General features: G+C 56.2%; 22 protein-coding genes and 1 tRNA gene. 10 read left to right on the plus strand and 13 right to left on the minus strand.

Going from position 1 to position 25985, the window contains the following annotated elements; all coding sequences use genetic code 11:
- Position 1: 1 nt before the first annotated feature.
- The 4 genes from ACDI13_RS06345 to ACDI13_RS06360 all read left to right on the plus strand — a co-directional run bounded on the left by ACDI13_RS06345 (position 2) and on the right by ACDI13_RS06360 (position 3732).
- Positions 2-751, plus strand: a complete 750-nt coding sequence (locus tag ACDI13_RS06345) for a lysophospholipid acyltransferase family protein (RefSeq protein WP_316989114.1) — start codon at positions 2-4, stop codon at positions 749-751.
- Positions 717-1598, plus strand: coding sequence for a SprT family zinc-dependent metalloprotease (locus ACDI13_RS06350; RefSeq protein ID WP_316989115.1), 882 nt, complete (start codon positions 717-719; stop codon positions 1596-1598). The genes ACDI13_RS06345 and ACDI13_RS06350 overlap by 35 nt, the downstream gene beginning before the upstream one ends.
- A gap of 29 nt (positions 1599-1627) precedes the next feature.
- Positions 1628-2023, plus strand: coding sequence for a lactoylglutathione lyase (gene gloA / locus ACDI13_RS06355; protein ID WP_035271035.1), 396 nt, complete (start codon positions 1628-1630; stop codon positions 2021-2023).
- A 479-nt stretch (positions 2024-2502) separates the two neighbouring features.
- A complete protein-coding gene (locus ACDI13_RS06360) occupies positions 2503-3732 on the plus strand; it encodes a nucleoside recognition domain-containing protein (protein ID WP_316989116.1) in 1230 nt (409 codons plus the stop codon).
- Between the two features lie 178 nt (positions 3733-3910).
- Here the strand turns inward: ACDI13_RS06360 and rsmA are convergent, their stop codons facing one another.
- The 3 genes from rsmA to ACDI13_RS06375 are packed head-to-tail and all read right to left on the minus strand — an operon-like array spanning position 3911 to position 8503.
- The gene (gene rsmA, locus ACDI13_RS06365) at positions 3911-4693 is read right to left on the minus strand and encodes a 16S rRNA (adenine(1518)-N(6)/adenine(1519)-N(6))-dimethyltransferase RsmA (protein WP_316989117.1); all 783 of its coding nucleotides are present in this window, start codon (positions 4691-4693) and stop codon (positions 3911-3913) included.
- Between the two features lie 8 nt (positions 4694-4701).
- Entirely contained in the window at positions 4702-6153 is a 1452-nt protein-coding gene (locus ACDI13_RS06370; protein ID WP_372373097.1) for a peptidylprolyl isomerase, read from the minus strand.
- Entirely contained in the window at positions 6146-8503 is a 2358-nt protein-coding gene (locus ACDI13_RS06375) for an LPS-assembly protein LptD (protein ID WP_316989119.1), read from the minus strand. The genes ACDI13_RS06370 and ACDI13_RS06375 overlap by 8 nt, the downstream gene beginning before the upstream one ends.
- 139 nt (positions 8504-8642) lie before the next feature.
- Here ACDI13_RS06375 and ACDI13_RS06380 point away from each other — a divergent pair, with 139 nt between their 5' ends.
- From ACDI13_RS06380 to ACDI13_RS06390, 3 genes are all read left to right on the plus strand, one after another.
- Complete coding sequence (locus ACDI13_RS06380) at positions 8643-9689, plus strand: phosphotransferase (RefSeq protein ID WP_316989120.1); 1047 nt, start codon at positions 8643-8645, stop codon at positions 9687-9689.
- Positions 9689-10399, plus strand: a complete 711-nt coding sequence (gene murU / locus ACDI13_RS06385) for an N-acetylmuramate alpha-1-phosphate uridylyltransferase MurU (RefSeq protein ID WP_316989121.1) — start codon at positions 9689-9691, stop codon at positions 10397-10399. The genes ACDI13_RS06380 and murU overlap by 1 nt, the downstream gene beginning before the upstream one ends.
- Positions 10400-10563: 164 nt before the next feature.
- Positions 10564-11271 (plus strand): hypothetical protein, encoded by a 708-nt coding sequence (locus ACDI13_RS06390; RefSeq protein ID WP_316989122.1) that lies wholly within the window; start codon positions 10564-10566, stop codon positions 11269-11271.
- A gap of 115 nt (positions 11272-11386) precedes the next feature.
- On the opposite strand, the gene glnQ is transcribed toward ACDI13_RS06390, so the two are convergent.
- The 9 genes from glnQ to mnmC all read right to left on the minus strand — a co-directional run bounded on the left by glnQ (position 11387) and on the right by mnmC (position 21304).
- Positions 11387-12115, minus strand: coding sequence for a glutamine ABC transporter ATP-binding protein GlnQ (gene glnQ, locus ACDI13_RS06395; RefSeq protein ID WP_316989123.1), 729 nt, complete (start codon positions 12113-12115; stop codon positions 11387-11389).
- Positions 12112-12891: an ABC transporter permease subunit gene (locus ACDI13_RS06400; RefSeq protein ID WP_316989124.1), complete on the minus strand. Its 780-nt coding sequence runs from the start codon at positions 12889-12891 to the stop codon at positions 12112-12114. Before ACDI13_RS06400 ends, glnQ begins: the two co-directional genes overlap by 4 nt.
- A 172-nt stretch (positions 12892-13063) precedes the next feature.
- A complete protein-coding gene (gene glnH, locus ACDI13_RS06405) occupies positions 13064-13795 on the minus strand; it encodes a glutamine ABC transporter substrate-binding protein GlnH (protein ID WP_372373098.1) in 732 nt (243 codons plus the stop codon).
- A gap of 226 nt (positions 13796-14021) precedes the next feature.
- Positions 14022-14813 (minus strand): MetQ/NlpA family ABC transporter substrate-binding protein, encoded by a 792-nt coding sequence (locus ACDI13_RS06410; RefSeq protein ID WP_316989126.1) that lies wholly within the window; start codon positions 14811-14813, stop codon positions 14022-14024.
- A 50-nt stretch (positions 14814-14863) separates the two neighbouring features.
- Positions 14864-15523: a methionine ABC transporter permease gene (locus tag ACDI13_RS06415; protein ID WP_022983463.1), complete on the minus strand. Its 660-nt coding sequence runs from the start codon at positions 15521-15523 to the stop codon at positions 14864-14866.
- Entirely contained in the window at positions 15520-16530 is a 1011-nt protein-coding gene (locus ACDI13_RS06420; RefSeq protein ID WP_316989127.1) for a methionine ABC transporter ATP-binding protein, read from the minus strand. Before ACDI13_RS06420 ends, ACDI13_RS06415 begins: the two co-directional genes overlap by 4 nt.
- Positions 16531-16776: 246 nt before the next feature.
- Positions 16777-16852: transfer RNA gene (locus ACDI13_RS06425), tRNA-Lys, on the minus strand.
- 266 nt (positions 16853-17118) lie between these two features.
- Positions 17119-19287, minus strand: coding sequence for a glycoside hydrolase family 31 protein (locus tag ACDI13_RS06430; protein WP_316989128.1), 2169 nt, complete (start codon positions 19285-19287; stop codon positions 17119-17121).
- A 151-nt stretch (positions 19288-19438) separates the two neighbouring features.
- Complete coding sequence (gene mnmC / locus ACDI13_RS06435) at positions 19439-21304, minus strand: FAD-dependent 5-carboxymethylaminomethyl-2-thiouridine(34) oxidoreductase MnmC (RefSeq protein WP_316989129.1); 1866 nt, start codon at positions 21302-21304, stop codon at positions 19439-19441.
- Positions 21305-21435: 131 nt separating this feature from the next.
- Between mnmC and ACDI13_RS06440 the strand changes: the two genes are divergently transcribed.
- Positions 21436-22299: an inositol monophosphatase family protein gene (locus tag ACDI13_RS06440; protein ID WP_372372889.1), complete on the plus strand. Its 864-nt coding sequence runs from the start codon at positions 21436-21438 to the stop codon at positions 22297-22299.
- 162 nt (positions 22300-22461) lie between these two features.
- Here the strand turns inward: ACDI13_RS06440 and ACDI13_RS06445 are convergent, their stop codons facing one another.
- Entirely contained in the window at positions 22462-24159 is a 1698-nt protein-coding gene (locus ACDI13_RS06445; protein WP_316988718.1) for an AMP-binding protein, read from the minus strand.
- Between the two features lie 80 nt (positions 24160-24239).
- Here ACDI13_RS06445 and ACDI13_RS06450 point away from each other — a divergent pair, with 80 nt between their 5' ends.
- Together ACDI13_RS06450 and ACDI13_RS06455 are read left to right on the plus strand one after the other, a co-directional pair.
- Complete coding sequence (locus tag ACDI13_RS06450; RefSeq protein ID WP_316988717.1) at positions 24240-25439, plus strand: M20 aminoacylase family protein; 1200 nt, start codon at positions 24240-24242, stop codon at positions 25437-25439.
- Positions 25440-25624: 185 nt separating this feature from the next.
- Positions 25625-25969, plus strand: a complete 345-nt coding sequence (locus tag ACDI13_RS06455) for an acyl-CoA thioesterase (protein WP_003803527.1) — start codon at positions 25625-25627, stop codon at positions 25967-25969.
- Positions 25970-25985: the final 16 nt, after the last annotated feature.

Genomic DNA, 25985 nt, shown 5'->3' on the forward strand with positions numbered 1-25985 from the left:
TATGGGCATTATCCGCGCTTCACTTTATCAACTCTTCTTGTTGATTACCGTTATCCCCTATGCCTTTGTCAGCCTGCTGATGGCACCGCTGCCACTGGATGTACGCTACCGCGTGACCACCGGCTGGCCGCGTCTGGCTGTCTGGGGTGCCCGCACGATTTTAGGGATACGCTGGCAAACCAAAGGCTGGGAAAACCTGCCCGATGGCAAGGCCATCATCTTGTCCAAGCACCAGTCGGCCTGGGAAACACTGTTCTTTCCTTCCTATATGCCGCGTCAGGTCTGCTTTGTCTACAAACGCGAACTGCACAAGGTTCCTTTCTTTGGCTGGGGACTGGCCTTGCTGCGCATGATCCCGATTGATCGCGCCAAAGGCCGGGATGCCTTTGAACAAGTCATCAAGATCGGGCAGCAGCGCATTGACGAAGGCCGCTGGCCTCTCTTGTTCCCGGAAGGGACTCGTACCGCCCCTGGTGCAACTGGCCGCTACAAAATGGGCGGCGCCTTGCTGGCCTGCCGTACCGGTACGCCAGTCATCCCCGTAGCGCACAATGCGGGCGAATGCTGGCGTCGCAATGCCTTTATCAAGACGCCGGGCTTGGTTACTATCTCCTTTGGTCCGCCCATTGATCCCACCGGGCTGAGCCCTGAAGAAGTCAACCAGCGCGTACAGACATGGATTGAAACCGAAATGCGCGTCTTGAACCCGGAACGCTATGACGGTCCCCCCACAACTGGCCCTGTTTCCTGACACGGCCTTTCCCCACCCGGCGCAGCGGCCAGAAAAACCGCCCGCCGGTTCTGCTCTGCCCCCCAAAAGTGCCTTGACTGTCCGGCCCGAAAGCTTGCCGGAAGGCGTGCAATGGCAGCAGGTGCAGCTGGATGGCCACACCATTGGCTATCAGCTCAAACGCTCCCGCCGCCGTACCCTGGGCCTGACCATCAACGACAGTGGCCTGACCGTTGCCCTGCCCTCCTGGGTCAAGATCAGTCAGGCAGAACAAGTGCTGCACAGCAAAAGCGCCTGGATCCTGCGCAAGCTGCGCGAATACCAGCAACGTCGCGAACAACTGGCCTTGCAAAGCCTGCAATGGGTTGATGGCGATACCCTGCCCTTTATGGGGGTGCCCATCCGCCTTAGCCTGAACCCGCAGATTCAGCAGGTATTTTTCGACGGACAGCCCGGCCAGGTTCAACGAGGTCAAGGCCTGTCACTACCTCTGCCCGTCGGTGCCGAACCACAGCGGGTTCAGGAGCTGACCCAGGCCTGGCTGCAGAAACAGGCCAAACAGTGGTTTGAACAGCGGCTGCAACACTATCTGAACCTGTCGGGTTTGAGTGCCAGCAAATTACGGCTGGCTGCGCCTGCCAAACGCTGGGGGTCCTGCAACAGTGACGGCACGATTATGCTGAACTGGCGCCTGATACACTTTCACCCATCCATCATTGATTACGTCGTCGCTCACGAGGTCGCGCATCTGCAAGAGATGAATCACGGCCCACGTTTCTGGGCCTTGGTCGAAACGCTCTACCCTGATTTTGTCAATGCGCGTAATCAGTTACGACAATATGATCCAGGCACCCTGCCCCTGCTTTAAGGCAGGTTGAACTCTAGGAGCTCTACCTTATGCGTATCCTGCACACCATGCTGCGTGTCGGCAATCTGGACCGTTCTCTGGCCTTTTACACCGAAGTGCTGGGCATGAAATTGCTGCGCCAATCCGACTACCCGGATGGCCGCTTCACCCTGGCTTTCGTGGGCTATCAGGACGAGTCCGAAGCCGCCGTGCTGGAACTGACCCACAACTGGGACACTCCCTCGTATGATCTGGGCGATGGCTATGGTCATATCGCTCTGGAAGTGCCTGATGCCTACAAAGCCTGTGAGGACATCAAGGCCCGCGGCGGCAAGGTCGTACGTGAAGCCGGCCCCATGAAGCACGGCACCACCGTGATTGCGTTTGTGGAAGATCCAGACGGCTACAAGATTGAACTGATCCAGGCCAAAGGGCGCGTGGATTAAGGCAGACGAAACCAGCTACACGCTGAACACCCCCCCAAGGATTGGACATCACCCCTTGGGGGATCATGGTGAACCATGAACAAGCACTGAAGCGCCCGAAAACACAACCAGACTTACCTGGGCCCTTAAAGCAGACAACTGCAGCAGCAGAGAGTCCCCTTTGGGGCTACGTGAGCAATGGTGAACTCACTGCCACCAAAAGTGACCATGCAGCCTGACACCCAAGACGCTGCTACTTTGCCGACTCCTTCACGCTTTTTGCACCTGAAAACGTGCCATCTCGAATCATCCATTTGAATAAAAACGATTCGCTTCATTCCCTATTCTGTCATTTCAACGTCAAGCCCCGAATACACGTCGCCAAATCATGGTTTGCGACTATTTGTGCTGCCTCCCTTACATACCGTAGCCGTTAAAATCCGCCTGGATTCTGCGACAATCTAGCTTGGCTTGTCCCTGCCCTGTTTACTGCCAACACTATGCTCAATACTCTTTGGCTGTTTTTCTTCCTGATTGCCGCCGTCAGCGGTTTGTACCAGTGGCTGGTAGGGGGAAATAGCGAAATTTTTGCACAGATGGTGCGCAGCCTGTTTGATATGGCTGCCCTGTCCGTACAACTGATGCTGCTGCTTTTTGGCACGCTCACCCTGTGGCTGGGTTTCTTGAAGATTGCCGAGAAGGCTGGGCTGATCGATACCCTGGCCCGCTGGCTGGGACCGCTATTTAGCCGCCTGATGCCCGGCGTACCCGCCGGTCACCCCGCTTTGGGGCTGATCACCCTGAACTTCGCGGCCAATGGCCTGGGCCTGGACAATGCGGCCACACCCATCGGTTTACGGGCCATGAAGTCACTGCAAACACTGAACCCGCATCCGGACACCGCTACCAACGCCCAAATCCTGTTTCTGGTGCTCAATACCTCCTCACTGACGCTGATTCCCATCAGTATCTTCATGTACCGGGCCCAACAAGGGGCGCCTGATCCCACAATGGTATTTCTGCCCATTCTGTTGGCCACCACCGCCTCCTCGTTGGCCGGACTGCTCAGCGTGGCCCTGGTACAGCGCCTGCGTCTGCTTGATCCAGTGCTGATGGTATGGTTCGGCATGTTTGCGTTGATCCTGGGCTCCTTCATGGCCTTGCTGGCCACGCTCAGTGCGGCGGCCATCCAGTCTCTGTCCTCACTGCTGGGCAACCTGACCTTGCTATCCATCATCTGGCTATTCCTGCTGATGGGTTGGCGCCGCAGGATTCCTTTGTATGAAACCTTTGTAGAAGGTGCCAAAGAAGGCTTTGGCGTTGCCAAGGATTTACTGCCTTATCTCGTTGCCATGTTGTGTGCTGTGGGCATACTGCGCAGCTCTGGCGCCCTGGATATCGTGTTGGACATGATCCGCTGGCTGGTCAACCTGATCGGACTGGATACGCGTTTTATTGATGCTTTGCCAACAGCCCTGGTAAAACCCTTCTCGGCTGGTGCCGCCCGTGCCCTCTTGATCGAAACCATGCAGCATCATGGTGTGGACAGCTTCCCGGCACTGCTGGGGGCAACGGTACAAGGCAGCACCGAGACCACGTTCTATGTGCTGGCCGTGTATTTTGGGGCAGTCGGCATACAACGGGCCCGACACGCGGTTTCCTGCGCCTTGATTGCCGATCTGGCCGGCGTACTGGCCGCCATCGCCGTTTGTTATTGGTTCTTCGGCTAGGAGCCTGGGGCTCGACGTAAAGGCAAGAGGCTTTGCCCCAGCAGACTCAGCCAAGCAGGGTTGATGACTTCAATGACGAATGGCCTTCACATGGCCCACCATGAAAAACACCCCAAAACGGGATCCAGGTCCAATTGTTGGGGTGTCATTCATTACGACGCTCTTTCTATCAGGCGGTTTATATCACGCCCTTATCCATCAGGTGATCGGCCAGTGCAATGTATTGCTCCAAGGACAAGTCGGCCGGACGACTGGTCGGCGCAATGTCCAGGGCCTGCCAATCAATATGCGGTGTCCAGTCACCCAGGCCGCCACGCAACATCTTGCGCTTTTGGGCGAATGCGCGAGCCACAACTTGGCTGAATACCTTTGCATCACGAGCCTGGACACGGTCAGCAGGCAAAGGCACCATGCGCACCACGGCCGACACCACTCGCGGCGGCGGGTTGAAGGCCTCGGGCGGCACTTCAAACAGCTTGGTCATGCGATAGCGTGCCTGCAACATCACCGACAGTCGGCTGTAATCCGAGGAGCCGGGTTTGGCGACCATGCGATCGATCACTTCCCGTTGCAGCATGAAATGCTGGTCTACCACGGCATCGGCGTAGTCCAGCAGATGAAACAGCAAAGGACTGGAAATGTTGTAAGGCAGATTGCCCACAATACGTAGATTCGGGCCCAAGGCACCGAAGTCCACGCTCAAGGCATCAGCCTCAATGATTTCCAGCTTGTCGGGCGAATAATGATGACGCAAGCGGGCGGCAAGATCACGGTCAATCTCGACCACGCGCAAGCGTTCCAGCGCCTGCGTCAGTGGTCGGGTCAGCGCCGAGAGGCCCGGACCAATTTCCACCATATTATCGACTGGCCGAGGGCCAATCGCACGGATGATCTGGTCAATGATGGCCTCATCTTCCAGAAAGTTCTGTCCAAAGCGTTTGCGCGCCTGATGCTGGGCCATACCTGTCCTTAGCGACGGCGGGTGCTGGACTCGGGGTCCAAACGGTTATCAATGTAAGCACGGCCACGCAAGCTGTTCAGCCAGTCTTCAAAAGCAGGCTCAGCGCGCTGCTGGAACAGGGCCTGACGAGCCTGCATACGCTTGTACTCGTTTTCCATATTACGAGTACGACGCTCGATAACCTGGATCAGGTGCCAGCCAAACTGGGACTCCACCACAGCGCTATCACTGCCTGGTTGCAGCTTGTCCATGGCCTGCTCGAACGGAGGTACTGTCTCGCCGGGCGAGAGCCAACCCAGATCACCTCCCTGTGGCGCACTGCTGTCTTCCGAGTAACGCTTGGCCAGATCCTGGAAGGACTCACCGTTGCGCAAACGTACTTGCAATTGCTCAATACGCTGACGAGCCTGCTCGGAAGTCATGACCTTGGAGAGCTTGACCAGAATATGGCGCGCATGAGTCTGGGTCACCATCATGGGGCCCGACTGAGCCGATGCTGCACTGGCCACGGGCGAGGTATTGCCTGGGGCAGCACCGCCACGCTCCAGCACCTTCAGAATATGAAAACCTTGACCACTACGGATCAGGTCGGAAACCTGGCCGGGCGCCAGGTTATGAACAGCTTGTGCAAACAAATCAGGCCAGTCGGACAGGGAACGAGCTCCCATCACACCACCACTCAGCGCCTCCTGACCGTCCGAGCTGGATGCTGCCAAACCGGCAAAGTCTGCACCCGAGCGAACCTGGGCCAACAGGCCTTCGGCTTTAGACCGCAAACGAGCCTCTTCACTGGCGTTCGCGCCTTCAGGCACCCGCACCAGAATCTGCGCCAGGGCAACGGGCGCATTTTGGCTTTGTGCCGCGGACTGCCCCAGATTACCCAAGCCCGCACCACCTTGAGAGCGCAGATAGATATCAATATCGGCATCCGTAATATTGATGCTGCTGTCGACTGCGCGCATACGCAACTGATCAAGCAGAATTTCCTGCTTCAAGTTGGCACGATACTGTTCCCAACTAATGCCATTTTTTTCGATTTCAGCACGCAACTGGGCCTCAGTCATATTGTTGCGCGAGGAAATCATGCGTATGCCTTCATCCACCTGCTGGGGGCCAACGGAAATACCCATGGCACGCGCTTCCTGCTGCTCCAGACGCTCGTTGATCAGGCGTTGTAAAACCTGTTTGCGCAACACGTCTTGCTCAGGAGTAGGGATTTTTTGGCGCTTGAGCTGTTCCAGCACTTGGGTCGCTTCCAGGTCAACTTGACGCAAGGTAATGACCTCGTCATTGACCACGGCAGCAATACCATCCACAAATTGGGAGCCAGCAGCAGGTGCCGCCTTGTTTGTAGCGGGCTGGGATTGCGCCTGAGCCATGTGAGCCGTGCCCAGCCCCATGACGGCCATCAAAGCCAATGACAGGCTGCGGTTTTTCAAGCTGAAACGCATATTATTCATACCTCTCATGAATCATTTTTTCCTGTACGGGGTCCGAGATAGGTTCATAGCCAATCACGCGATCTCGCAACATTTTAATAGGGTCGTTGCCAATGCCGCCCAAACCGGACAACTCCAGTTGGAAGAACATGGCTTTATTGGTTTCCTTAGCCGAAACCGCATAGCGTTGCAGAACCACTCGCGCCGCCCAGCAGCAATCACCTTTGTACTCCAGGCCCACCACCGTTTGTGTACCACGGCTTTCCTGGATGGAGTAATCATAACGTCCCACCGCATACAGCTTGTTGCTCAAGGGCCATTGGCCCATCATGGAGACGTACTCCTTGCCACGATGATCTTCATCAGTAGGCGTAAAAGTAGGATCCACAACCTGACGCGGGTCACGCTCATAACGATAGTTCACGCCCAATGTCGCCAGGCGTTTGGGACGCCAGCGGATACCGGAAGCCAAACGGTTGCGGCGTTTTTCGTCCGGGTTGAACTGTGCATCGAAATTGACCGAGAACGTATTGGTCAAGGCGGCGCTGGCACCGACCAGATAGTCGGAACGCGTGCTGGTACGCGCCTTTTCATCACCCAAGGTGACGGTTTGTTTGTCGAAATACAAACGTTGAGCAGCCTGTAGAACCAGGCGTTCATAGCCCGTGTCGGCATCCAGCCAGCGGGAAGTCACCCCCACCGTCACCTGATTCGCATTGGAAATACGGTCCCAGCCGCCAGAGAAAATATTTTCGCTGAAAGCCTGGGCAAAGTTGAAACTGGCCAGACTGGTGTCGTACAAGGGCAGCGAAGACTGGTCGCGATAAGGTACATACAAATAGTACACACGCGGCTCCAAAGTCTGAATGGAGTTACTGCCAAACAAGGTGGTGTCGCGCTCGAAAGTCATGCCCGTATCCAGAGACAGGATAGGTAGCACGCGACTTTGCGTACGAGAGCGGCCTGCATACCTGGCCATATTGGGGTCACCCACATACCAGTCTGTCTGGTATTGGCTCATGTGCAAGCCTGCTTTGGGCGTGATGTACCAACCAGGACGAATGACAGGATAAGCCACCGTTGTATAAGACGAAAAACGCGTGCCATCTGGGGCCAGACGCGTGCTGCGCATAGAGTCGAACTCGCTCAGGTTACCGCTGTAGAACGGCAAGCGGAAACGGGTCGCGTAGTTATCGCTGACCACATCAAAACCGCCCCAGTTATAACGGGATGCCCCCAAATACCATTCAGGCAATTTGTCGTATTGCGGTTGGCGGTACGAGGTAGAGGAGTCCTGCAGGGTCTGATAGCGCGTCGCGCTGACATGAGTGCGGAAATACTTGGAACCGCCCCACCCCAGTGTCACCGTACTGGCCAGATCCTGGATAGTTGAATCATTCAGGCCAAAGCTGCTGAAATCACGGAAGTAATCATCATCTGACACCCGACGAATATCGGCATTCAAATAAAAGCTGGCAGGCAGGCTTTGGCGATACTGTCCCATGAACAGCCACCGTTTGTAGCCCAGCTCCTTGTCATCAGGCAGGTAGTTACCCGTTAGCTCTCCGGAGAAGCTGTCACCCAGGTAACGAAACTCACCACCCAGCATGGCACCGCGCTTGCTCATGAAGCGAGGTGTCAGGGTGGCATCGTAATTCGGAGCCAGGTTCAAGTAATACGGCACGCTCAGGTCCAGACCACCACGTGAGGTCATGCCGTAGGTAGGCAAGAGAAAACCCGACTTGCGCTCTTTACGCAGCGGGAAAGTCAGGTAGGGGGAGTACAGCAGGGGGACACCCTTGAAGTACAGAACGCCATTACGCGCCACCCCTTCGTTTTCCTTGGAATACAGATCGACCTTGGACGACTGGATATACCAGGCCGGCTCGGGGCACGGGCAACCCGAATAATTCACGTCAGACAGACGCATATGATTGGAGCTGAGAATATCGGCCTGCGTCGCCGTCCCCCTGCCACCCGTGGCCCCCAGCCAGAACTCCGGGGAGGACATGCGTCCGGTATCTGCATTCAGGTTGTAATCAAATTCCTGGCTGCGCACCAACGCGCCGTCACGCATGATCAAGCCGTTGCCACGTACTTGCACCTGGCCGGTTTTTTCCTGATAGTCGATCCGGTCGCCTTTGACCACAGAGTCAATGCGCCGAACCTGAGCACCGCCTTCCAGACGCAAGGTGCCGTCCTGCAGCGTTTTCATCTGGTCGCCTATTAAATAGACAGCCATGTCCTCTTCCTGGAGTTTGCGCACTTGCAAACCGGGGGACGTCTTTAAAGACGGACGCACGGACGACTCTGCCTGGGCGACCCCCATGCCTGTCATCATCAACACGATATACCACGCCGCAACTCGCACTAAGACTGCGCCTCCAGTTGTGTCCTGCCATTTGTTCGCACCAGATGAAAAACCCTGGCGACCCGGTATTATAGTTAAGCCTGCCGTTTAGCGGCACTGCTAAACACTAATCCATTACGATCTTCTGCTTCCTTTATTTATGTCTGCTTCTATTTCTGCCGCTACTGACCCGCGTTTGCAGCAAGCGATCACCTGGTTGAACACCCTGAAATCCCGCTTTGGGCTGGATATCAACAGCCTGCAAATGGCCTCCAGCGACGCCAGTTTTCGTCGTTACTTTCGCCTTCACGCCCAGGACCGCACGGTCGTTCTGATGGATGCGCCCCCCGCCACGGAAGACTGCAAGCCCTTTGTCCACGTCACCGAACTGCTGGCACCCACCGGCATTCAGGTACCCGAGATCCTGGCGGCAGACACCGAACAAGGGTTTCTGCTATTGAGTGACCTGGGCCAGGACAATTTTCAGAACGCCCTGAAAAAACCCATGCCACAAAGCGAGCTGGACAAACTGTACCGCAGTACGCTGCTGACTTTGGTGAAATTGCAACAAGCTGACACCACGGGTTTGCCTGCCTACAACGAACAGCGTCTGCTGGAAGAGCTGCAAGTATTCCCCGAGTGGTACATCCAAAAGCACCGCCAGTTTGAACTGAACGAAAAAGATCAGGCCATGTTGCACAAAACCTTTGCCGAGCTGGTTCAGGCCAATGTGCAAGGCGCTACGGTACTCGTGCACCGGGATTTTCACAGCCCTAATTTGATGATGCCCCTGCCCGGCCAGACAGAGCCCGGCGTCATCGACTACCAGGACGCCTTGGCTGGCCCCATCACGTATGACATTGCCTCGCTGGTCATGGACGCGCGCGTTACCTGGACTGAGGAGCAGCAACTGGACTGGGCAATTCGCTATTGGCAAGCCGCTATGGAGGCTGGCCTGGATGTCCCCGCCGATTTCGCTGTCTTTCACCAGCAATACGAATGGATGGGCCTGCAACGCAATCTGCGTATTTTGGGTGTCTTTGCCCGTCTTTCCCTGCGTGACGGCAAGCATCATTACCTGGACCACATGCCCCGCTTGCTCGGCTATGTACACCAAGTGGCCAGCCGCTATGAAAGCTTCAACGGTTTGCTGCGACTTTTGAACCGTCTGGAAGGCCGCCAAACTGTTTTAGGCATGACGGTCTGATGCGCGCCATGATACTGGCGGCCGGTCGAGGCGAGCGCATGCGCCCCTTGACCGACACCTGCCCCAAACCTTTGATTGCGGCCGGCGGCCAGCCACTGATCGTCTGGCACTTGCGTGCGCTGGCCAAAGCGGGCTTTCGTGACATCATCATCAACCACGCCTGGTTGGGCGAGCAGATTGAATCCACCCTGGGGGACGGCAGCCAATGGGGGCTACGCCTGAGCTACTCGCCAGAAGAATCAGCCCTGGAAACTGCCGGAGGCATTGCCAAGGCGCTGGATTTTTTTCAAGACCAACCTTTCTTGTTGATGAATGGCGATGTCTGGTGCGACTGGGATCCGGCGCAGGCCTTTGCCATGGCCGAACGCCTGCAAGCAGGCCCAGAGCAGGCCTGGCTGATCCTGACCCCCAACCCGCCCCACCATCCCGAAGGCGACTTTGGTATGCAGGAAGGACAATCGCATCTATGCGCCAAAACCCGTGCAGGTGTCCGCAGCGCCACCTTGAGCGGTATAGGAGTCTACAAACCCGAACTCTTCGCACACCTGCCTAAAAATCAACCAGCCAAAGCCGCTCCTTTGTTACACACCGCCATTGATCGCCATCAAGTACTAGGCAGCCTGCATCAAGGTTTCTGGATGGATGTGGGCACCCCCGAACGATTAAGCCAGCTAAACCAACACTTGGAATCGTTAGCACCCTCACAGTAAACTGATGGTTTGCAGGCTGGTTGGCAGACGTTTCCAAGCACAACAAAGGGCAACAAAGCCAACTATCCTCGCCTCCTTAGCCCCAATGACGTCTATGCTAATGGGTTTTGTAATCAGGACTTGATTTGTATTGAGTCCCCTGTCTGACAGGAACGTCTGTTCTCATGCTTGGTTCCTCCAAACGCACCGTATTCAAGCCCACCGCCTACGGCTCCAGCCGTCGAAAACGCCGCATTCCACGCTGGTTTGTTCTGCTGTTGACAGGCATTGCCCTGGGTGCTGGAGGGCTGCTGTTCTTGCAACAAAGCTATGGCCCCACGCGCCTGACCGTGGAGCAATCCGAACAGTTGCACTATGACCTGAACAGCGCCAATGCTGACAAGCAACGCCTGCAAGCTCAGTTGAACCAGACCAGCCGCGATCTTGAAGATGTCAGCCAGAAAGAAAACAAGCTGAGCACGCAAACCAGCGACCTGCAAGCCATGGTCACCAAACTGGAAAAAGACATTGCCCTGTTTGCCGATGCCATGCCACCAGATCCACGTGGGACCTCGCCTGGCATTCGCGCCGCCGAATTCACTTCCCAGGAAGGCCAACTGAATCACTTTGTGCTCCTGATGCAAGACAAGGGCAAAGAAGCTGAATTCAAGGGCACGATGGAGCTGGTCGCAGCAGGTCGTTACAGCAATGGCCGCTCTGGCAATGTGGATCTGCCAGGCCAAACCATCAGCGTAGGCCGTTATGCCTACGTCAATGGCTCCGCCGAGCTGCCCGCCGGCTTTACGCCGCGCCAGGTCACAATACGCATCAAACCGGACGGTTCAAAGCGCGTCGTTGCCACACGCACTATCTACGTGACATCCTCCAGGTAAACGCGAACTCCAGACTGACCCGCGCAGCCGCAGTTAGCACAAAGCCCTTCAGGTTCCTGGCTCCATCGCCAAAACCCTGAAGGGCTTTTTTATACCCAACGATCTCGACAGATGCCTAGGCTACGTGCTGCAAAAAGTCTTTAAGGCGTTGGCTAGGAGGATCACTCAACAGCTCGGCAGGCGGCCCATCATGTGCCACCCGGCCCTGATCAATAAAAATCAGCCGGCTACCCACACGACGTGCAAAATCCATCTCGTGGGTCACCACCACCATGGTCATGCCTTCTTCGGCCAGCAGTTGCATGACCTTAAGCACCTCCTGGCGCAGCTCTGGATCCAGCGCCGAGGTGGGTTCATCAAACAACATCAACTTGGGCTTGATCGCCAGGGCACGGGCAATGGCCACTCGCTGCTGCTGACCACCGGACAGCTCATTGGGGTAATGATTGACCCGCTCGGCCAAGCCCACCTTGGCCAGCAACTCCATCGCTTCCGCACGCGCCTGGGCGCGACCGGTGCCCCGGGTATGCACGGGCCCGAACATGACATTTTCCAGCGCACTCATCTGCGGAAACAGATTGAACTGCTGAAACACCATGCCCGCTTCCCGGCGCAGCTCCCGCACTTGGGCTGGCGTACCATTCACACTCAAGCCATTGACCACAATGTCGCCCGCCTGAATGTCTTCCAGCTTGTTGATGCAACGTAAAAAAGTCGATTTCCCCGAGCCCGACGGACCAACGACCACAACCACTTCGCCCTTATCAATCGTCAGACTGATATCGTCGAGCACGATATTGTCTCCAAAGCGTTTGGTTACCTGCTTGAACTCGACAATACTCATACAATCCTCATACGGTGTTCAATCCACTTCAGAGTCAGGGCAATCAGGCCAGTCAAGATCAGATAGATCACGGCAACTGCCCCCCAAATCTCCACTGAACGGAAATTATTGGCAATGATTTCCTGGCCCTGTCGGGTCAGCTCGGCCACACCGATCACAATAAACAGCGAAGAGTCCTTCAAACTGATAATGCATTGATTACCCATGGCCGGAATCATGCGACGGAACGCCACAGGCCCAATGATGTGCCGCAAAATCTTGTAAAACGGCAAACCCATCGCCTCGCCCGCCTCTTTCAAACCTTTGGGCACCGATTGCAAGGCACCACGTACGATCTCGGAAATATAGGCCCCGGAATTGATCATCAAGGTGAAAATGGCAGCAGTCAGCCCATCAATACGAATGTTGGCCAACAGGGGCAGCGCAAAGTAGATAAACATTACCTGCACGACAATCGGCGTGCCACGGATGAGCAGCACGTATACCTGACACAGAAAGGACAGAACCAGCAGCAAATAGCGCCTGAAAAAAACCAGCAAGAACAGGGCAATCAATACCTGCAGCGAACTCCAGATCCAGGCCGGCACAACGCTCAACCAATGACCTGTCAGCCAGGACAGGCCCCTGAGCACAAAACCGAGCACAAACAGCCCCAGAATGAACCATGCTGCCCGGCGCCAGGTAACCGGCACCCGAACATAGGTGGTAATCACCCCGGTCAGAAAACCCAATACAGCGCCACCCACCAAACCCGACAGGGTAATGAGCAGCGTCATTTTTGTACCTTCCAGAAGGCTGGGTAAAGCCCCCCAGATAGCGTCCCATTCAAAAGTCACAGTGCTACCTTTGTCTTTGAATAAACGCCCGCAACAGAGCGTCAAAAAATAAAAGCGGTGATCCCGTTACGACACGCGATCACCGCCTGGCATGCGCTTGGCTCCAGCCTGTTTAATCAGGCTGCTTGCCAAACCATTTTTGGTAGATTTTGTCGTAAGTGCCGTCAGCACGAATGTCTTTTAGCGCCTGGTTCACAACCGGCACCAGTTCGCTGTTCTTGGGAAAGGCAATCCCGTAGAAGTCACCACTTTTCACGGCGCCAGTGACCTTCACACGGTCCTTGCCACCGGTCTGGGCGTAGTACTGCACATTGGGAGTATCGTGTACCACGGCATCCACACGGCCCGTTGCCAGTTCCAGAAAGGCATTATCGATATTGGGAAACAGCTTGAGCTTGGCCGTAGGCACCGAACGCTGCATGAAGTCCACCGTGGCGGTACCAATCTTCACCGCTACCGTCTTGCCTTCCAGGTCGGCGGCAGCCTTGATGTCAGAGTTATCGGTGTTGACCAAAATGGCCAGACCGCTTTCATAGTAAGGATCGGAGAAATCAATCACTTGCTTGCGGTCATCGCGGATGGTGATCCCGGCCAGCGCAGCATCCAGATTGCGGGTTTGCAGGCCTGGAATAATGCCGTTGAAATCCATGGGCTGAAAACGGTAATTCAGATTAGCCTTTTTCGCGACCGCATCCCACAAGTCGATATCAAAGCCGGTGTACTTACCATTTTGCTTGAACTCAAAAGGTACAAACGCCGTATCGGTTGCGACCACCAGTTCTTTGCCTTGTTGCGCCAAGGCCTGACCAGCGGGCAAAGCCAAAGCCAAGGCCAAACCGGCCATCAGGGTTTTCATTTTCTTGTTGAACATCCGTTACTCCTCTGTAGGGACTGACCAAAAACCAGCCAGTTCGATGTTTACCCAAGTCGGTGCAGGCTCATGACCTGCCCCAGCGTTGATCTATGCTACCCGAAGCAGCCCAACTCTTCGTATTTAATAGTTTTAAAAAAAGAAAAACCTCGGGAAATCCCGAGGTTTTTCAGTTAGCCAGCCGTATCAAAACTCACATTCAGAACGCAGGAACAATGGAACCCTTGTACTTGTCGGCAATGAACTTCTTCACGTCTTCGCTATGCAAAGCCTGGATCAGCTTGGCCACACGTGGGTCGTCCTTGGACTTGGCCGCCACAGCGATCAAGTTGGCGTAAGGAGAGTCCGAACCCTCAATAGCCAAAGCATCCTTGGTGGGGTTCAGACCCGCTTCCAGCGCGTAGTTGGTGTTGATCAGAGCGATATCCACATCAGCCAACACGCGCGGCAAGGTAGCAGCTTCCAGTTCCTTGAACTTCAGCTTCTTGGGGTTCTGGTCCACATCACGCGAGGTTGCCAGAATATTGGAAGGATCCTTCAGGGTCAGAACACCTGCTTTTTGCAGCAACAGCAAAGCACGAGCGCCATTGGACGGATCGTTAGGGATCGCCACCAGTGCGCCTTCTTTCAGCTCGTCCAGGCTCTTGATCTTGGTGGAGTAAGCACCAAAGGGCTCAACGTGAACCACAGCCACCGACACCAGATCGGTTTTGTGTTCTTTGTTGAAGGTATCCAGGTAAGGTTTGTGCTGGAAGAAGTTGGCATCGATATGGCCGTCAGCCACTTGCTGGTTGGGCTGCACGTAATCAGTGAACACCTTGACATCCAGGTTCACACCTTCCTTGGCCAAAGCTGGCTTCACAAACTCCAGCAGCTCGGCGTGTGGCACGGGGGTAGCAGCAACCGACAGGGTCTCGGCGGCTTGGGCCACGCTGGCCAGCAGAGCCGACACGGACAAGGCCAGAACGGGAACAAATTTCTTCAAAGACATGAGCGACTCCAGTTTCTGAAAGGCAAAACGATGACTATCGTTGCCAGGACTTATTTTCGGCTCAAGCGAGCCACCATGGCGTCTCCAAACACCTGCAGGAGTTGCACCAGCACCACCAGGATCGTCACAGTCACCACCATGACATCCGTTTGATATCGTTGATAACCAAAGCGCAGGGCCAGGTCACCCAAACCACCGCCGCCGATCACACCCGACATGGCCGAATACCCCACCAGGGCAATGGCGGTCACAATCAGGGCTGCCACAATGCCAGTGGTCGCTTCAGGCAATAAAGCCAGCAAAACGGTCTGACGGGAGTTGGCGCCCATGGCACGGCAGGCCTCATTCACACCGGGGTCCAGTTCACGCAGAACGTTCTCCACCAAACGGGCAAAAAACGGCGCGGCACTCAAGACCAAAGGCGGAATCGCGCCCTGCACTCCCAAAGACGTACCGGCCAGAATGCGCGTCAAGGGAATAATGACGATCAAAAGAATCAGGAACGGCACGGAACGCAATATGTTCACGATCAGGGACAAGCTCTGGTAGATCCAGGCATTATCCAGCATCTGCTTGCGGCTGGTCAGAAATAACAGCACGCCTAATGGCAAACCAATAATTGCGGTAAAGCCCAGCGAAATACCGGTCATCAACAAGGTATCAATCGTGGCCTCACCAATCAGCGCCCAATCCAGGTTGCTAAAGTTCATGGTCGCAATACCTCAAATTGGACATTCAATTCAGTCAGCAAGGCATCCAGCCCTGCTTTAGCCTGCGCATCCCCTTCCACAGCCACAACCAGTTGGCCATAAGGCTCAGCTTTGATGCGGCCAATGGCCCCCTGCAAAATGCTGACATTCAGCCCTAGCTGGCTAGTGATACGACTGATCAAAGGCTCGGTCGTCGCCACACCACGCACACTCAGGCGCATCACACTACCAGGTACGCCTTCTGCCAAGGCATGCCAGTCGTCAGCGTTCACGCCACTTTCGCTAAGCAAAGACTGCGTGGTGGGATGGTGCGGATGCAGAAACACATCCAGCACTTCGCCACACTCCACAATCTTGCCGGCATCAATCACGGCCACCCGATCACAGACGGAGCGAATCACATCCATGCCGTGGGTAATCAGGACAATCGTCAGCCCCAGCTCCTGATTGATCTCGCGCAGCAAGCGCAAGATCGACTGGGTGGTTTCCGGGTCCAGCGCCGAGGTCGCTTCGTCGCACAGCAAAAGCTGTGGCCGATTAGCCAAGGCACGCGCAATACCGACGCGCTGCTGCTGCCCGCCCGATAACTGACGGGGATACTTGTTGGCATGATCCTTCAAACCCACCAACTCCAGCACTTCCAGAGCGCGAGCGTGACGTTGGGCGCGATCCACCCCTGCCAGACGCAGAGGAAAACAGACATTATCCAGAACCGTGCGGGAGTGAAGCAGATTGAAATGCTGGAACACCATGCCCACGCCTTGCCGGAACGCACGCAACTGCGCACCTGAAAAACGTGTGATGTCCTGATTCTGTACCCAGACCTGGCCTGAACTGGGTTGTTCAAGCAAATTGAGCATGCGAATCAGCGTACTTTTCCCAGCACCCGAGCGACCAATAATACCGAAGACCTCTCCCTGGTGAATCTGCAAGGAAACGTCGTTCAAAGCATGAACGGTCCTGCCTGCCAAAGAATAGGTTTTTGAGATGTGTTCAAGACGAATCAAAATGAACTCAGCCTAGTTAGTCAGTCGAGTTATAAAAGCCTGAGCTGTAAGCGAAATTTACCATAAAGCAAATTTCACCATGACCAGATAGATATAACCCAAGGAAATATTAAAACCATACTGAGGGCTGCACTGTATAGCAAGATTTCCGACCGGCCAATGCGCGGATGTGACCTTGGCTGTGCAAGGCAAGCGCCCAAAGAAAAAGGCCGCTAAGCGCGGCCTTGTTTCTACGTTTCAGTGTAGTGGTGGGTCGTGCGCGACTCGAACGCGCGACCAACGGATTAAAAGTCCGCTGCTCTACCGACTGAGCTAACGACCCCCGACTGAAAGATGAAATTATGACCCGATTCCGACGCCCCGTCAAGCACTAAATGCAAAATAATCAGAAAAAAAGCATTTTTCTTCAAAAAAGAGGAGAACAGCCGCTTTCAACGACCCAGCCTCAACACTTCCCCCCTGTTTCAGAAACAAAATCTGAACTTCTTCCCAAGAACGTTGACTGCTGAAAATAGAAAAATGCCTTCCGACACGGGGGGCTAACCCCATACCGGAAGGCATTCAACAGCAAGCAGGCTCGTCTAAGGCTTAACGGGCACGAGAAATACGAACCTCGGCACCACGGCGTTTGACTTCCAGCCCTTCGGACGGCAGGATCTTCAATCCTTCCAGGCCTTTGATGTAGCTGGAACCTTGCATCTGCATGACGCGAATCTTGTTGCGCATCACAACCGGACTGTGCTCGGGCATACCAAACATCCAGACCTCGTCCAGCAAACGAGCAGAGTTGAATTCCGAGGTGTGCTTGACCACCGGCCCCAGACACAGCATATGTCCTTCGCGACCAAAGACCGGCAAACGATCCAGCCCCACGGTCATTTTCACGGTCGTGCCACCCTCGTAGCGCCAACCCGTGCTCAGATCCCACCAAGCCTCACCCTCTGGCAGATACACCTCGATATCCTGACCAGGCTGCAAAACAGGAGCCACCAACAAGGCCGGGCCCAACAAATACTGCGTGTCCCACAAACGAGCCTGGGCATCTGCCGGGAAGCTTTGAGCCATAGACCGCTGTACCGGCAAACCAGTACGCACCGCGTCTTCAATAATGCCCAATACATAAGGCACCAGACGGAAACGCCACTCCAGCCAATGCGCAACCTGAGCCTGCGTTTCTTCGTCAAACGCCTCAGGTCGCAAAGCAGGAATACCTTGCAGGCTGAAGTTCGCCGAGAAAACCGACATGGCCAGCCAACGCAGGTACAGCTCTGGCGTCATTTCGCTGGTCGAGGCTGCCGCATTGCCCCAGCCATGAATCTGGATAGGCACGCCGCTATTACCGGTAGCCAAGGCGGACTTCAAGGATTCAGTCAGACCTGCCCAGGTATTGTCGACCTGCGGACCCAACTGCCAGGCAAATCGCTGACAAGATGGGCTCAGGTCACGGCTGGCAACCACGCCTTCTTGCGGTGTCTTGTGCCCGGCAACAGCATCGAACAAGGCTTGACGTGCCAGCACAGGATAAATCGCGCGCAACAAAGCGCCAGACTCGCCACCACGGCTGGTGATGGCATCGGGAATATCAAAACGGGCATTGCACAGCACGGCACCCAGACCATCGTCGACCATTTGACGCTGGCGCTCGGTCCACATGCGGAATACGTCTTTGTGGGTCAGGTCCAGCAAACCGTAGTCACGGCCACCGCTCAGCTCGTCGCCCGGAAAGACGTAAGCACAGCCGTCATCATCATTGATGAGCAGCCAGCCGCGATCTTCCCACTCTTCAAACAGGCTGGTGCCAGCCAGTACACAAGGACGCGTCCAGGCGGCAAGCTGCAACTGATCATTTTGCAAGGCAGAGAAAGCCTCACGCGGATCAGCCATACGGGTGGCATCCCACTCCAGCGTAGGCTTGTCCTGCTGAAAATCGTAGGGTTCCGGTGGTGGCAAGACGGCCACATCCAGCGCAATACCCTGCTCGCGGCACTGACTGGCCAACTCACGCAAAGACGTCACGTCCTGCGCTTGAGCGCCATCCAGCCACAAGCCCATAGGCGTAACGCCGGGCTGACCCGCACGGCCCGTCAAAGCGGAGTACTGGTTGATGATTTCGCTGGGATCACCCAGGAACAGGAAAAAATCCAGTTCGGCAGCGTGTACGCGAGCGCGGTACGCATCCAGATCCTGCTGGCCCAGATCGTGCTCAACCCGCTCGAAGGTATTGATGTACAGCCCCCAACCCTGCGTGCTCCAAAGCAAAGGCAGGCTGCGATCATCCGGACGATCGGTATCGATCATTTCCTCGCGGCGATCCAGCTCGCCCAAGGTTTCGCCCAGGCCATACAAAGCATCTTCCTCGGCCAGAGCCAGATCCAGTTGCCAACAGCGGCTGGGCTCTTGTTCCAGTGTCAACGGCTGGGCCGCACTGCTCAAAAGCAGGTGATCGCCACGCCGGACCTCGAAGCGCCAGGGATTGGACTGAATATGCAAGGCGACTTCGCCCTGCTCAATCCGCCAGCCTGAATCGGCTGTTTCCAGTTGAAATTCGCTAACCGCCTCATGGCGGGCCAGCAGCATATCGCCCAAAGCTTTGGCTCGGATACTGAGCTTTTCGTTATCGAGCCGGGCAAGCGGCATACAGCGGAAACGAAAAACACCCGGCGCATGAGCTTCGATGCGCAGCGCAAAATCGGTTTCGACAAAAGCGAAATCGGCCAAGGCCGGTTTCGTCGTCAACAAACTCAGATGATTAAACAATTGTGTCACGTCGTCAGAGTGGAGCGAACGGCACGATGCTGATCGCAGGGTCACGCTCAAGATTACTTAACAAGGTCACTATTTTGACGTATTTGCGCTACAAAGGAAAATGTTGCTTCAAATTTCGCCGAAATAATTCAAAAAACAGGCCTTAGCGAGGTATTACGGCTTGCTCCAAACGCCGCTCCAAAGGAATAGGTTCCTCCAAACAATAAGCGGCAAACAAACTGGCTGCCAGCAGGCTCCAGCTCAAACCACGTGAGCCGTAAGCCGCAGCCATGAACAAACCGGGCAGGCCCGGCACAAAACCCATCACGGGCAAATGATCACTTACAGCACAGCGCCAACCGGCCCAACCGTGTTCGGGTGTTGCCACCGCCACAGCGGGATGGGCCAGCATGGCAGAAACTTTTTCTATATTTTGCTGATGGCCCTGGCGGCTGACCTGGGCAGATTCACCAAAACGTTCGTAGGTGCTACCAATGACTTGCCCCTGCGGGCCTACAGGCAGGATATAGCCCTTACCACTTAAAGTCACTTCACCACGCGTCAAAGCCTGTTCGGCAGACAAGTACGTCACCTGCCCGGCCAGACGCTGCATGGCCGCCAACCGTGGGAGGGGATGCTGGGCCAAGAACTCGTCGGGCAGCAGGCTCAGGCTTTGAGCTGCCGCGGCGATCACCACTCGATTGCTGCTTTCCAGGCGCTCTCCCCGCTGATTGCAAACATCCCACACGCCCGGCTCCTGACCGGCCTTCAAGGACACGTGCTCAGGCAGACATTCAATCAAAGGGTGATCCAGCAGACAGGCAACCAATGCGCCCGGATCCACCACCATGCCTTGCGGAAAATACAGCCCCCCACCTTGCAGCGGCACCCCAGCCAGAGCCGAGCCCTGTTCGCGATCCAGCCATTGCACCCAATCCTGGTCCAAAGCCAACTGCTGCAGCGCCTGCTGAATATCGGCATCACTATTGCCCGCCTGACCAAACACCAGCGTCCCGACCCGACGCGGGCGAGCCGCTTCCGGCAAACCCTTCCAGCCCTGCCAGGCATGCAGCACCGCATTGCGGCTCAAGCGGGCCAAGGGGGCATCATCCAGAGCGAACACCGGAGAGATGGCGGCCAAACGGTGACCTTGATGCGTGGCATCCAGGCCCTGGCTCAAGGCCGGGTCACAAACCAGCACAGGCACGCCTTTACGGGCCAACCCCCAGGCACAGGCCGCCCCCGCCAGACCAGCACCCATCACCACTACCCGCCCTTGCTGCGGCGGCAAGTTACCGCGTCGTCCCAGATGGGGACGCAAACGGGCGCGAATAGTACACCACTTGCCCCCGGCACCGGGGACTTTTTCCACTTCAAACCCTACCGAGGCCAGATCACGTCGCACCTGCCCGGCACAGCACCAAGAGGCTGCCGTCGCCCCCGGCGCAGCCAGACGCACCAGTTGCCCCAGAACCGAACGCGACCACATGGAGGGGTTGCCACGGGGTGCAAAGCCATCCAGGTAAAACGCGTCGGCATGACATTGCAACTCACGCATCATGGTTTCAGCCTGCCCAAAGGCCAGGGTCAAGGTGACTCGCCCCTTGTCCAGCTCCAATCTGTGTATGCCCGGCACCAGCCTGGGCCAGGTAGCCAGCAGCTCCTGGGCTTGGGGCTGCAACTCCTCGGGCAATCGGGCGTACAAAGTCGCCAAATCTGCTTGACAGAAAGGATGAGCTTCTACCGAGACAAAATGCAGTCTCTGACTGCGTTCCGTATCCTGCCGCCAGGCCTGCCAGGTCGCCAGAAAGCTGGCCCCCAGTCCAAAGCCGGTTTCGCAAATTGTGAATTGAGATCGTCCCCGCCAACGCTCGGGCAAGCCATTGCCTTGCAAAAACACCCGGCGAGCCTGCCCTAAAGGGCCATCTGCCGGGTGATAGCTATCCTGATACAGCGCGCTGACAGGCACGCCGTGCTCATTGAACTCCAAAATGGCCGGAACCAGAGGCCCAAAGGCAGAGGCAGCCATTAATTTTCCTGCCCATAACAATACTCACACACGCTCCAACCCCTTAAACTGGCCTTAATCAAACTGACACCAACAAACACGTACAATCAAAAGTCTTTCTTTCAGACTTTTCTTTTTAAAACCGGATTGCCATGCCATTGTCACGTTTACCGCTCAGCGCCTGCCTGGACGCTGCTGTTACCGCAGCCCATGCCGCCGCCGCTATTTTACAAGCCTATGCGTCGGACCGTAGCTCTCTGGTGATCAGCAACAAAATGCACAACGATCTGGTGTCACAAGCCGATCACGAGGCTGAACAGGCCTGCATCAGCGTATTGATGGAACGCACTCCCGACATTGATATCGTGGCCGAAGAAAGCGGCGGTGTGAACACAGGCCGCCCCACCTGGTATATCGACCCGCTCGATGGCACCACCAACTTCCTGCATGGCATCCCTCACTATGCCGTCTCCGTCGCCCTGATTGCGCCTGCCGGCACCCAAATGGACAACGGCGTTCTGGCTCAGGACACCCCAGTCATTGCCGTAGTCTACGACCCCAACCGCGAGGAGCTGTTTACGGCCATGTACGGTGTGGGAGCCTGGCTAAACGGCAACCGTATTCAGACATCTTCATCGAAGAAGCTGGCGGACTCGGTATTGGCCACAGGCTTTCCCTTCCGCGACTTCTCTTTTTCCGACCAATACATGCCCGGCTTGAACGCCGCCATTACCGGCAGCCGTGGCGTGCGCCGTATGGGTGCCGCCGCACTGGATCTGGCCTGGGTGGCGTGCGGTCGTTACGACGGCTACTGGGAGATGGGCCTGGCCCCTTGGGACGTTGCCGCTGGCACCTTGCTGGTGCGTGAAGCCAAGGGCGTGTGTCAGGATCTGTATCAAGAAGAGCCTTGGCCCGTCAGCGGCCATGTCTACGCGGGCAATGCCCACATTGCCGATGAACTACTGGGCATGGTGCGCCCATCACTGACGCAGCGCCCAACCAAACCCAAGCCTTAACGCCGTATCCGGGGCCAGTTGCCAAACTTCCTGCTCCGATCTTCATCGCCCAATAAAGAAGCGAGCCGTTTTAAATGGCTCGCTTTTTTTATGCGGGTTTTATTCAGGTCGGGTTGCTGGCCAGGTTTGGCGATGTGCTGAATAATCGCCCCTTCCGCCAAATCAAGCCTGCGCGTCAGGCTTGGCCTCCTCGTCCCGCAGGACGCGGCGCAAGATCTTGCCCACATTGCTTTTGGGCAACTCGTCACGGAACTCAATAATGCGGGGACGCTTGTACGCCGTCAGACGCTCTTTGCACCATTGCTTGATATCAGCCTCAGTCAAAGACGGATTACGCTTGACCACGAACAGCTTGATGCTTTCACCGCTGTGTTCGCTAGGCACGCCCACCGCCGCCACTTCCAGCACATCGGGGTGAGCCGCAACCACATCTTCAATTTCGTTCGGATAGACGTTGAAACCCGACACCAGAATCATGTCTTTCTTGCGATCCACCAGACGAATCCGTCCCTGCTGATCCATGACACCAATATCGCCCGTCTTCAAGAAACCATTAGGCGTAAAAACATTAGCCGTTTCCTCTGGCTGGTTCCAGTAGGCCGACATCACTTGAGGCCCTTTAACGGCCAATTCACCCTGCTCTCCCAGAGCCACTGGCTGACCCTGCTCATCGAGCAAGAGCACATCCGTAGACGGCAAAGGAAAACCAATCGTGCCGCTGTACTCGCGTGAGTCCGTCGCGTTCACCGCCACCACCGGCGAGGTCTCCGACAGGCCATAGCCCTCAATCAAGGGGCTACCTGTCACGGCCAGCCAACGCTCGGCCACGGCTTTTTGCAAAGCCGCACCACCAGCCAGACACAGCTTGAGCTGCGCAAACGGCAAGGTACGGAATTTTTCGTGATTCGCCAGCGCATTGAACAGGGTATTCACCGCGGGAACGACCTCAGGCGGATTGCGTTTCCAGGCCTTGTAAACCGAATTGAGATCGCGCGGATTCATCACCAGCACCATATGCATACCCGCATACATGGCAAACAGGCCGCAAACCGTCAGCGCGAAGATGTGATACAGGGGCAAAGCCACCATCATGGTGTAGGCAGGGCCTTTGAAATCACCCAAGGCAGGAAAACCCACGGCTTCCACTTGCAAAACGTTGGCCATCAGATTGCGCTGGCTCAGCATGGCGCCTTTAGGACGCCCCGTTGTACCACCGGTGTATTGCAGCAGCGCCAAATCATCCGGCTTGGCGGGCTGACGGTTCAGGCTTAGTTTGCTGCCCTGATCGAGCACTGCTTCCAGGCGCTGCGAACCGGGCAAAGAATATGACGGCACCATGCGTTTCAAATAACGCACAGCAAAATTCACCACACTACCCTTAAGCCCCATCAAATCGCCCACCGTACTCAACACCACATGGGCAGGCCTCACATTGGCTGGCACTTGCTCCAGCACATGCGCAAAGTTTTCCAGAATCACAATAACCTGGGCCTGGCTATCGGCCAGTTGAAACTCCAGTTCACGTTCGGTGTATTGGGGATTGGTGTTCACGCCCACCATGCCCGCTCGCATGGTGCCCAGCAGGCAAATCAGGAAAGGCAGTCCATTGGGCAACATCAGCATGACACGGCTGCCACGCTCCAGGCCCTGGGCTTGCAGCCAGGCCGCAAAAGCATCCGCGCTGCGATCCAGATGCGCATAGGAAATGTCGTGCCCCATAAAGGTCAGTGCAGTCCTGTCCTTATGCTTTTTCATGGCGGCATCCAGACAATCGATCAAGGTCTGCTCGGCACCTAGCTGAATGTCATGGGGTACGGAGGCCGGATAATGCTCGAGCCAAGGTTTGTGCTGAGTATCCAAGGGCTTGTCACCTAATACGTGTTTATTTATGGTTAACTCTACTCTACTTTATTGTTCAAGCCCAAGGACAAGCCCGCATCATGAAGCTGTTTGATCCCATTTCCGCCTGGTCCCATGAAATTGCGGCCATCCGGCGTGATCTCCATACCTACCCTGAACTGGCTTTCGAGGAAACCCGGACGGCCGATCAGGTCGCATCCTGGCTGGCGAAATGGGACATTCCGGTGCATCGCGGCCTGGGAGTCACCGGTGTCGTCGGCATCTTGAAGGGCACAGGCGGCGAGGGCCCATCGGTAGGGCTGCGCGCCGATATGGACGCCCTGCCCATGCAGGAGCTGAACAACTTTGAACACAAAAGCCGCCACGATGGCAAGATGCACGCCTGTGGACACGATGGACATACTGCCATGCTGCTGGGCGCAGCGCGCTACCTGTCCGCACACCGTGATTTTGCGGGCACCATCTATCTGATTTTCCAGCCTGCTGAAGAAGGCTTTGGCGGCGCACGCGAAATGATCAAGGACGGCTTGTTCACGCTGTTCCCCATGCAAGCTGTCTTTGGCCTGCATAACTGGCCCGGCATGCCTGCCGGCACCTTTGGGGTTTTGCCAGGCGGCATGATGGCCTCCAGCAATACCTTCGAGATTCGTATTGAAGGCAAAGGCGCCCATGGTGGCATGCCCCATCTGGGCGTGGATCCCATCATGGCGGCCGTGCAACTGGCGCAAAGCCTGCAAACCATTGTCAGCCGCAATGTGGACCCGCTTGAGCCTGTCGTGCTGAGCATTACCCAGATTCATGCAGGCTCGGCCGACAACGTCATCCCCAACGAAGCCGTCATGCGCGGCACGGTACGCACCTTTTCTACCGAAGCCCTGGACCTGGTCGAGACCCGTATGCGCGAACTGTGCGAGCAAAGCTGTGCCGCGCAGGGCTGCAAGGCCGAGTTCGACTTTGACCGCCGCTACCCCCCTACCATCAACAATCCCGAACAAGCGGCCTTTTGCGCGCAAGTCATCCGGGAGCTTGTCGGCGCCGACAAGCTACGTCAGGACATCCGCCCGTCCATGGGTGCCGAAGATTTCTCTTTCATGCTGCAGGAAGTCCCTGGCTGCTATGTCTGGTTAGGCAATGGCGATGGCGACCATCGAAGCCTTGGCCACGGCATGGGGCCGTGCATGCTGCATAACGGCAGCTACGATTTCAACGACGCCCTGATCCCCATTGGTGCCAGCTACTGGGCCAAACTGGCTCTGGACTGGCTGGCACAACACCGTTGATGCTTTAACAAATGTTTCATAGCGGGCTTAAAGCTTGCCGTTACAATGGCAAGTTCTATGGTTGACGGCGTGCGCCCCCCTGCGCAACGGGCATCGGTCCCCCCTTTTTCTCCTATACGGGAATACTTGTGACTACTTCAAGCAACATTTCTTCGCTCCCGGACGGAGCCCCCACCTTGCGCGTCATGCCTATGCCCACCGACGCCAATATTCACGGCGATGTATTTGGTGGTTGGATTATGTCCCAGGTGGACATTGCCGGAGCCATTCCTGCAACACGACGGGCCCAAGGCCGGGTTGCCACGATTTCCGTGAATGCCTTCACCTTCAAACAGCCCGTGTTTGTGGGTGACTTGCTCAGTTTCTACACAGAAATCATCAAAACGGGCCGCACCTCCATTACGGTGTCAGTGGAAGTGTATGCAGAACGCAAACGCCTGCAACTGGAAACGGTCAAGGTAACGGAAGCCACGCTGACATACGTGGCCACCGATGACGAGCGCCGCAGCCGCCCGCTGCCCCCTCTCTAAGCATTTGTGACAGGCA

This window comes from Alcaligenes faecalis (genome assembly GCF_041521385.1).
Lineage (GTDB): Bacteria > Pseudomonadota > Gammaproteobacteria > Burkholderiales > Burkholderiaceae_B > Alcaligenes > Alcaligenes faecalis_E.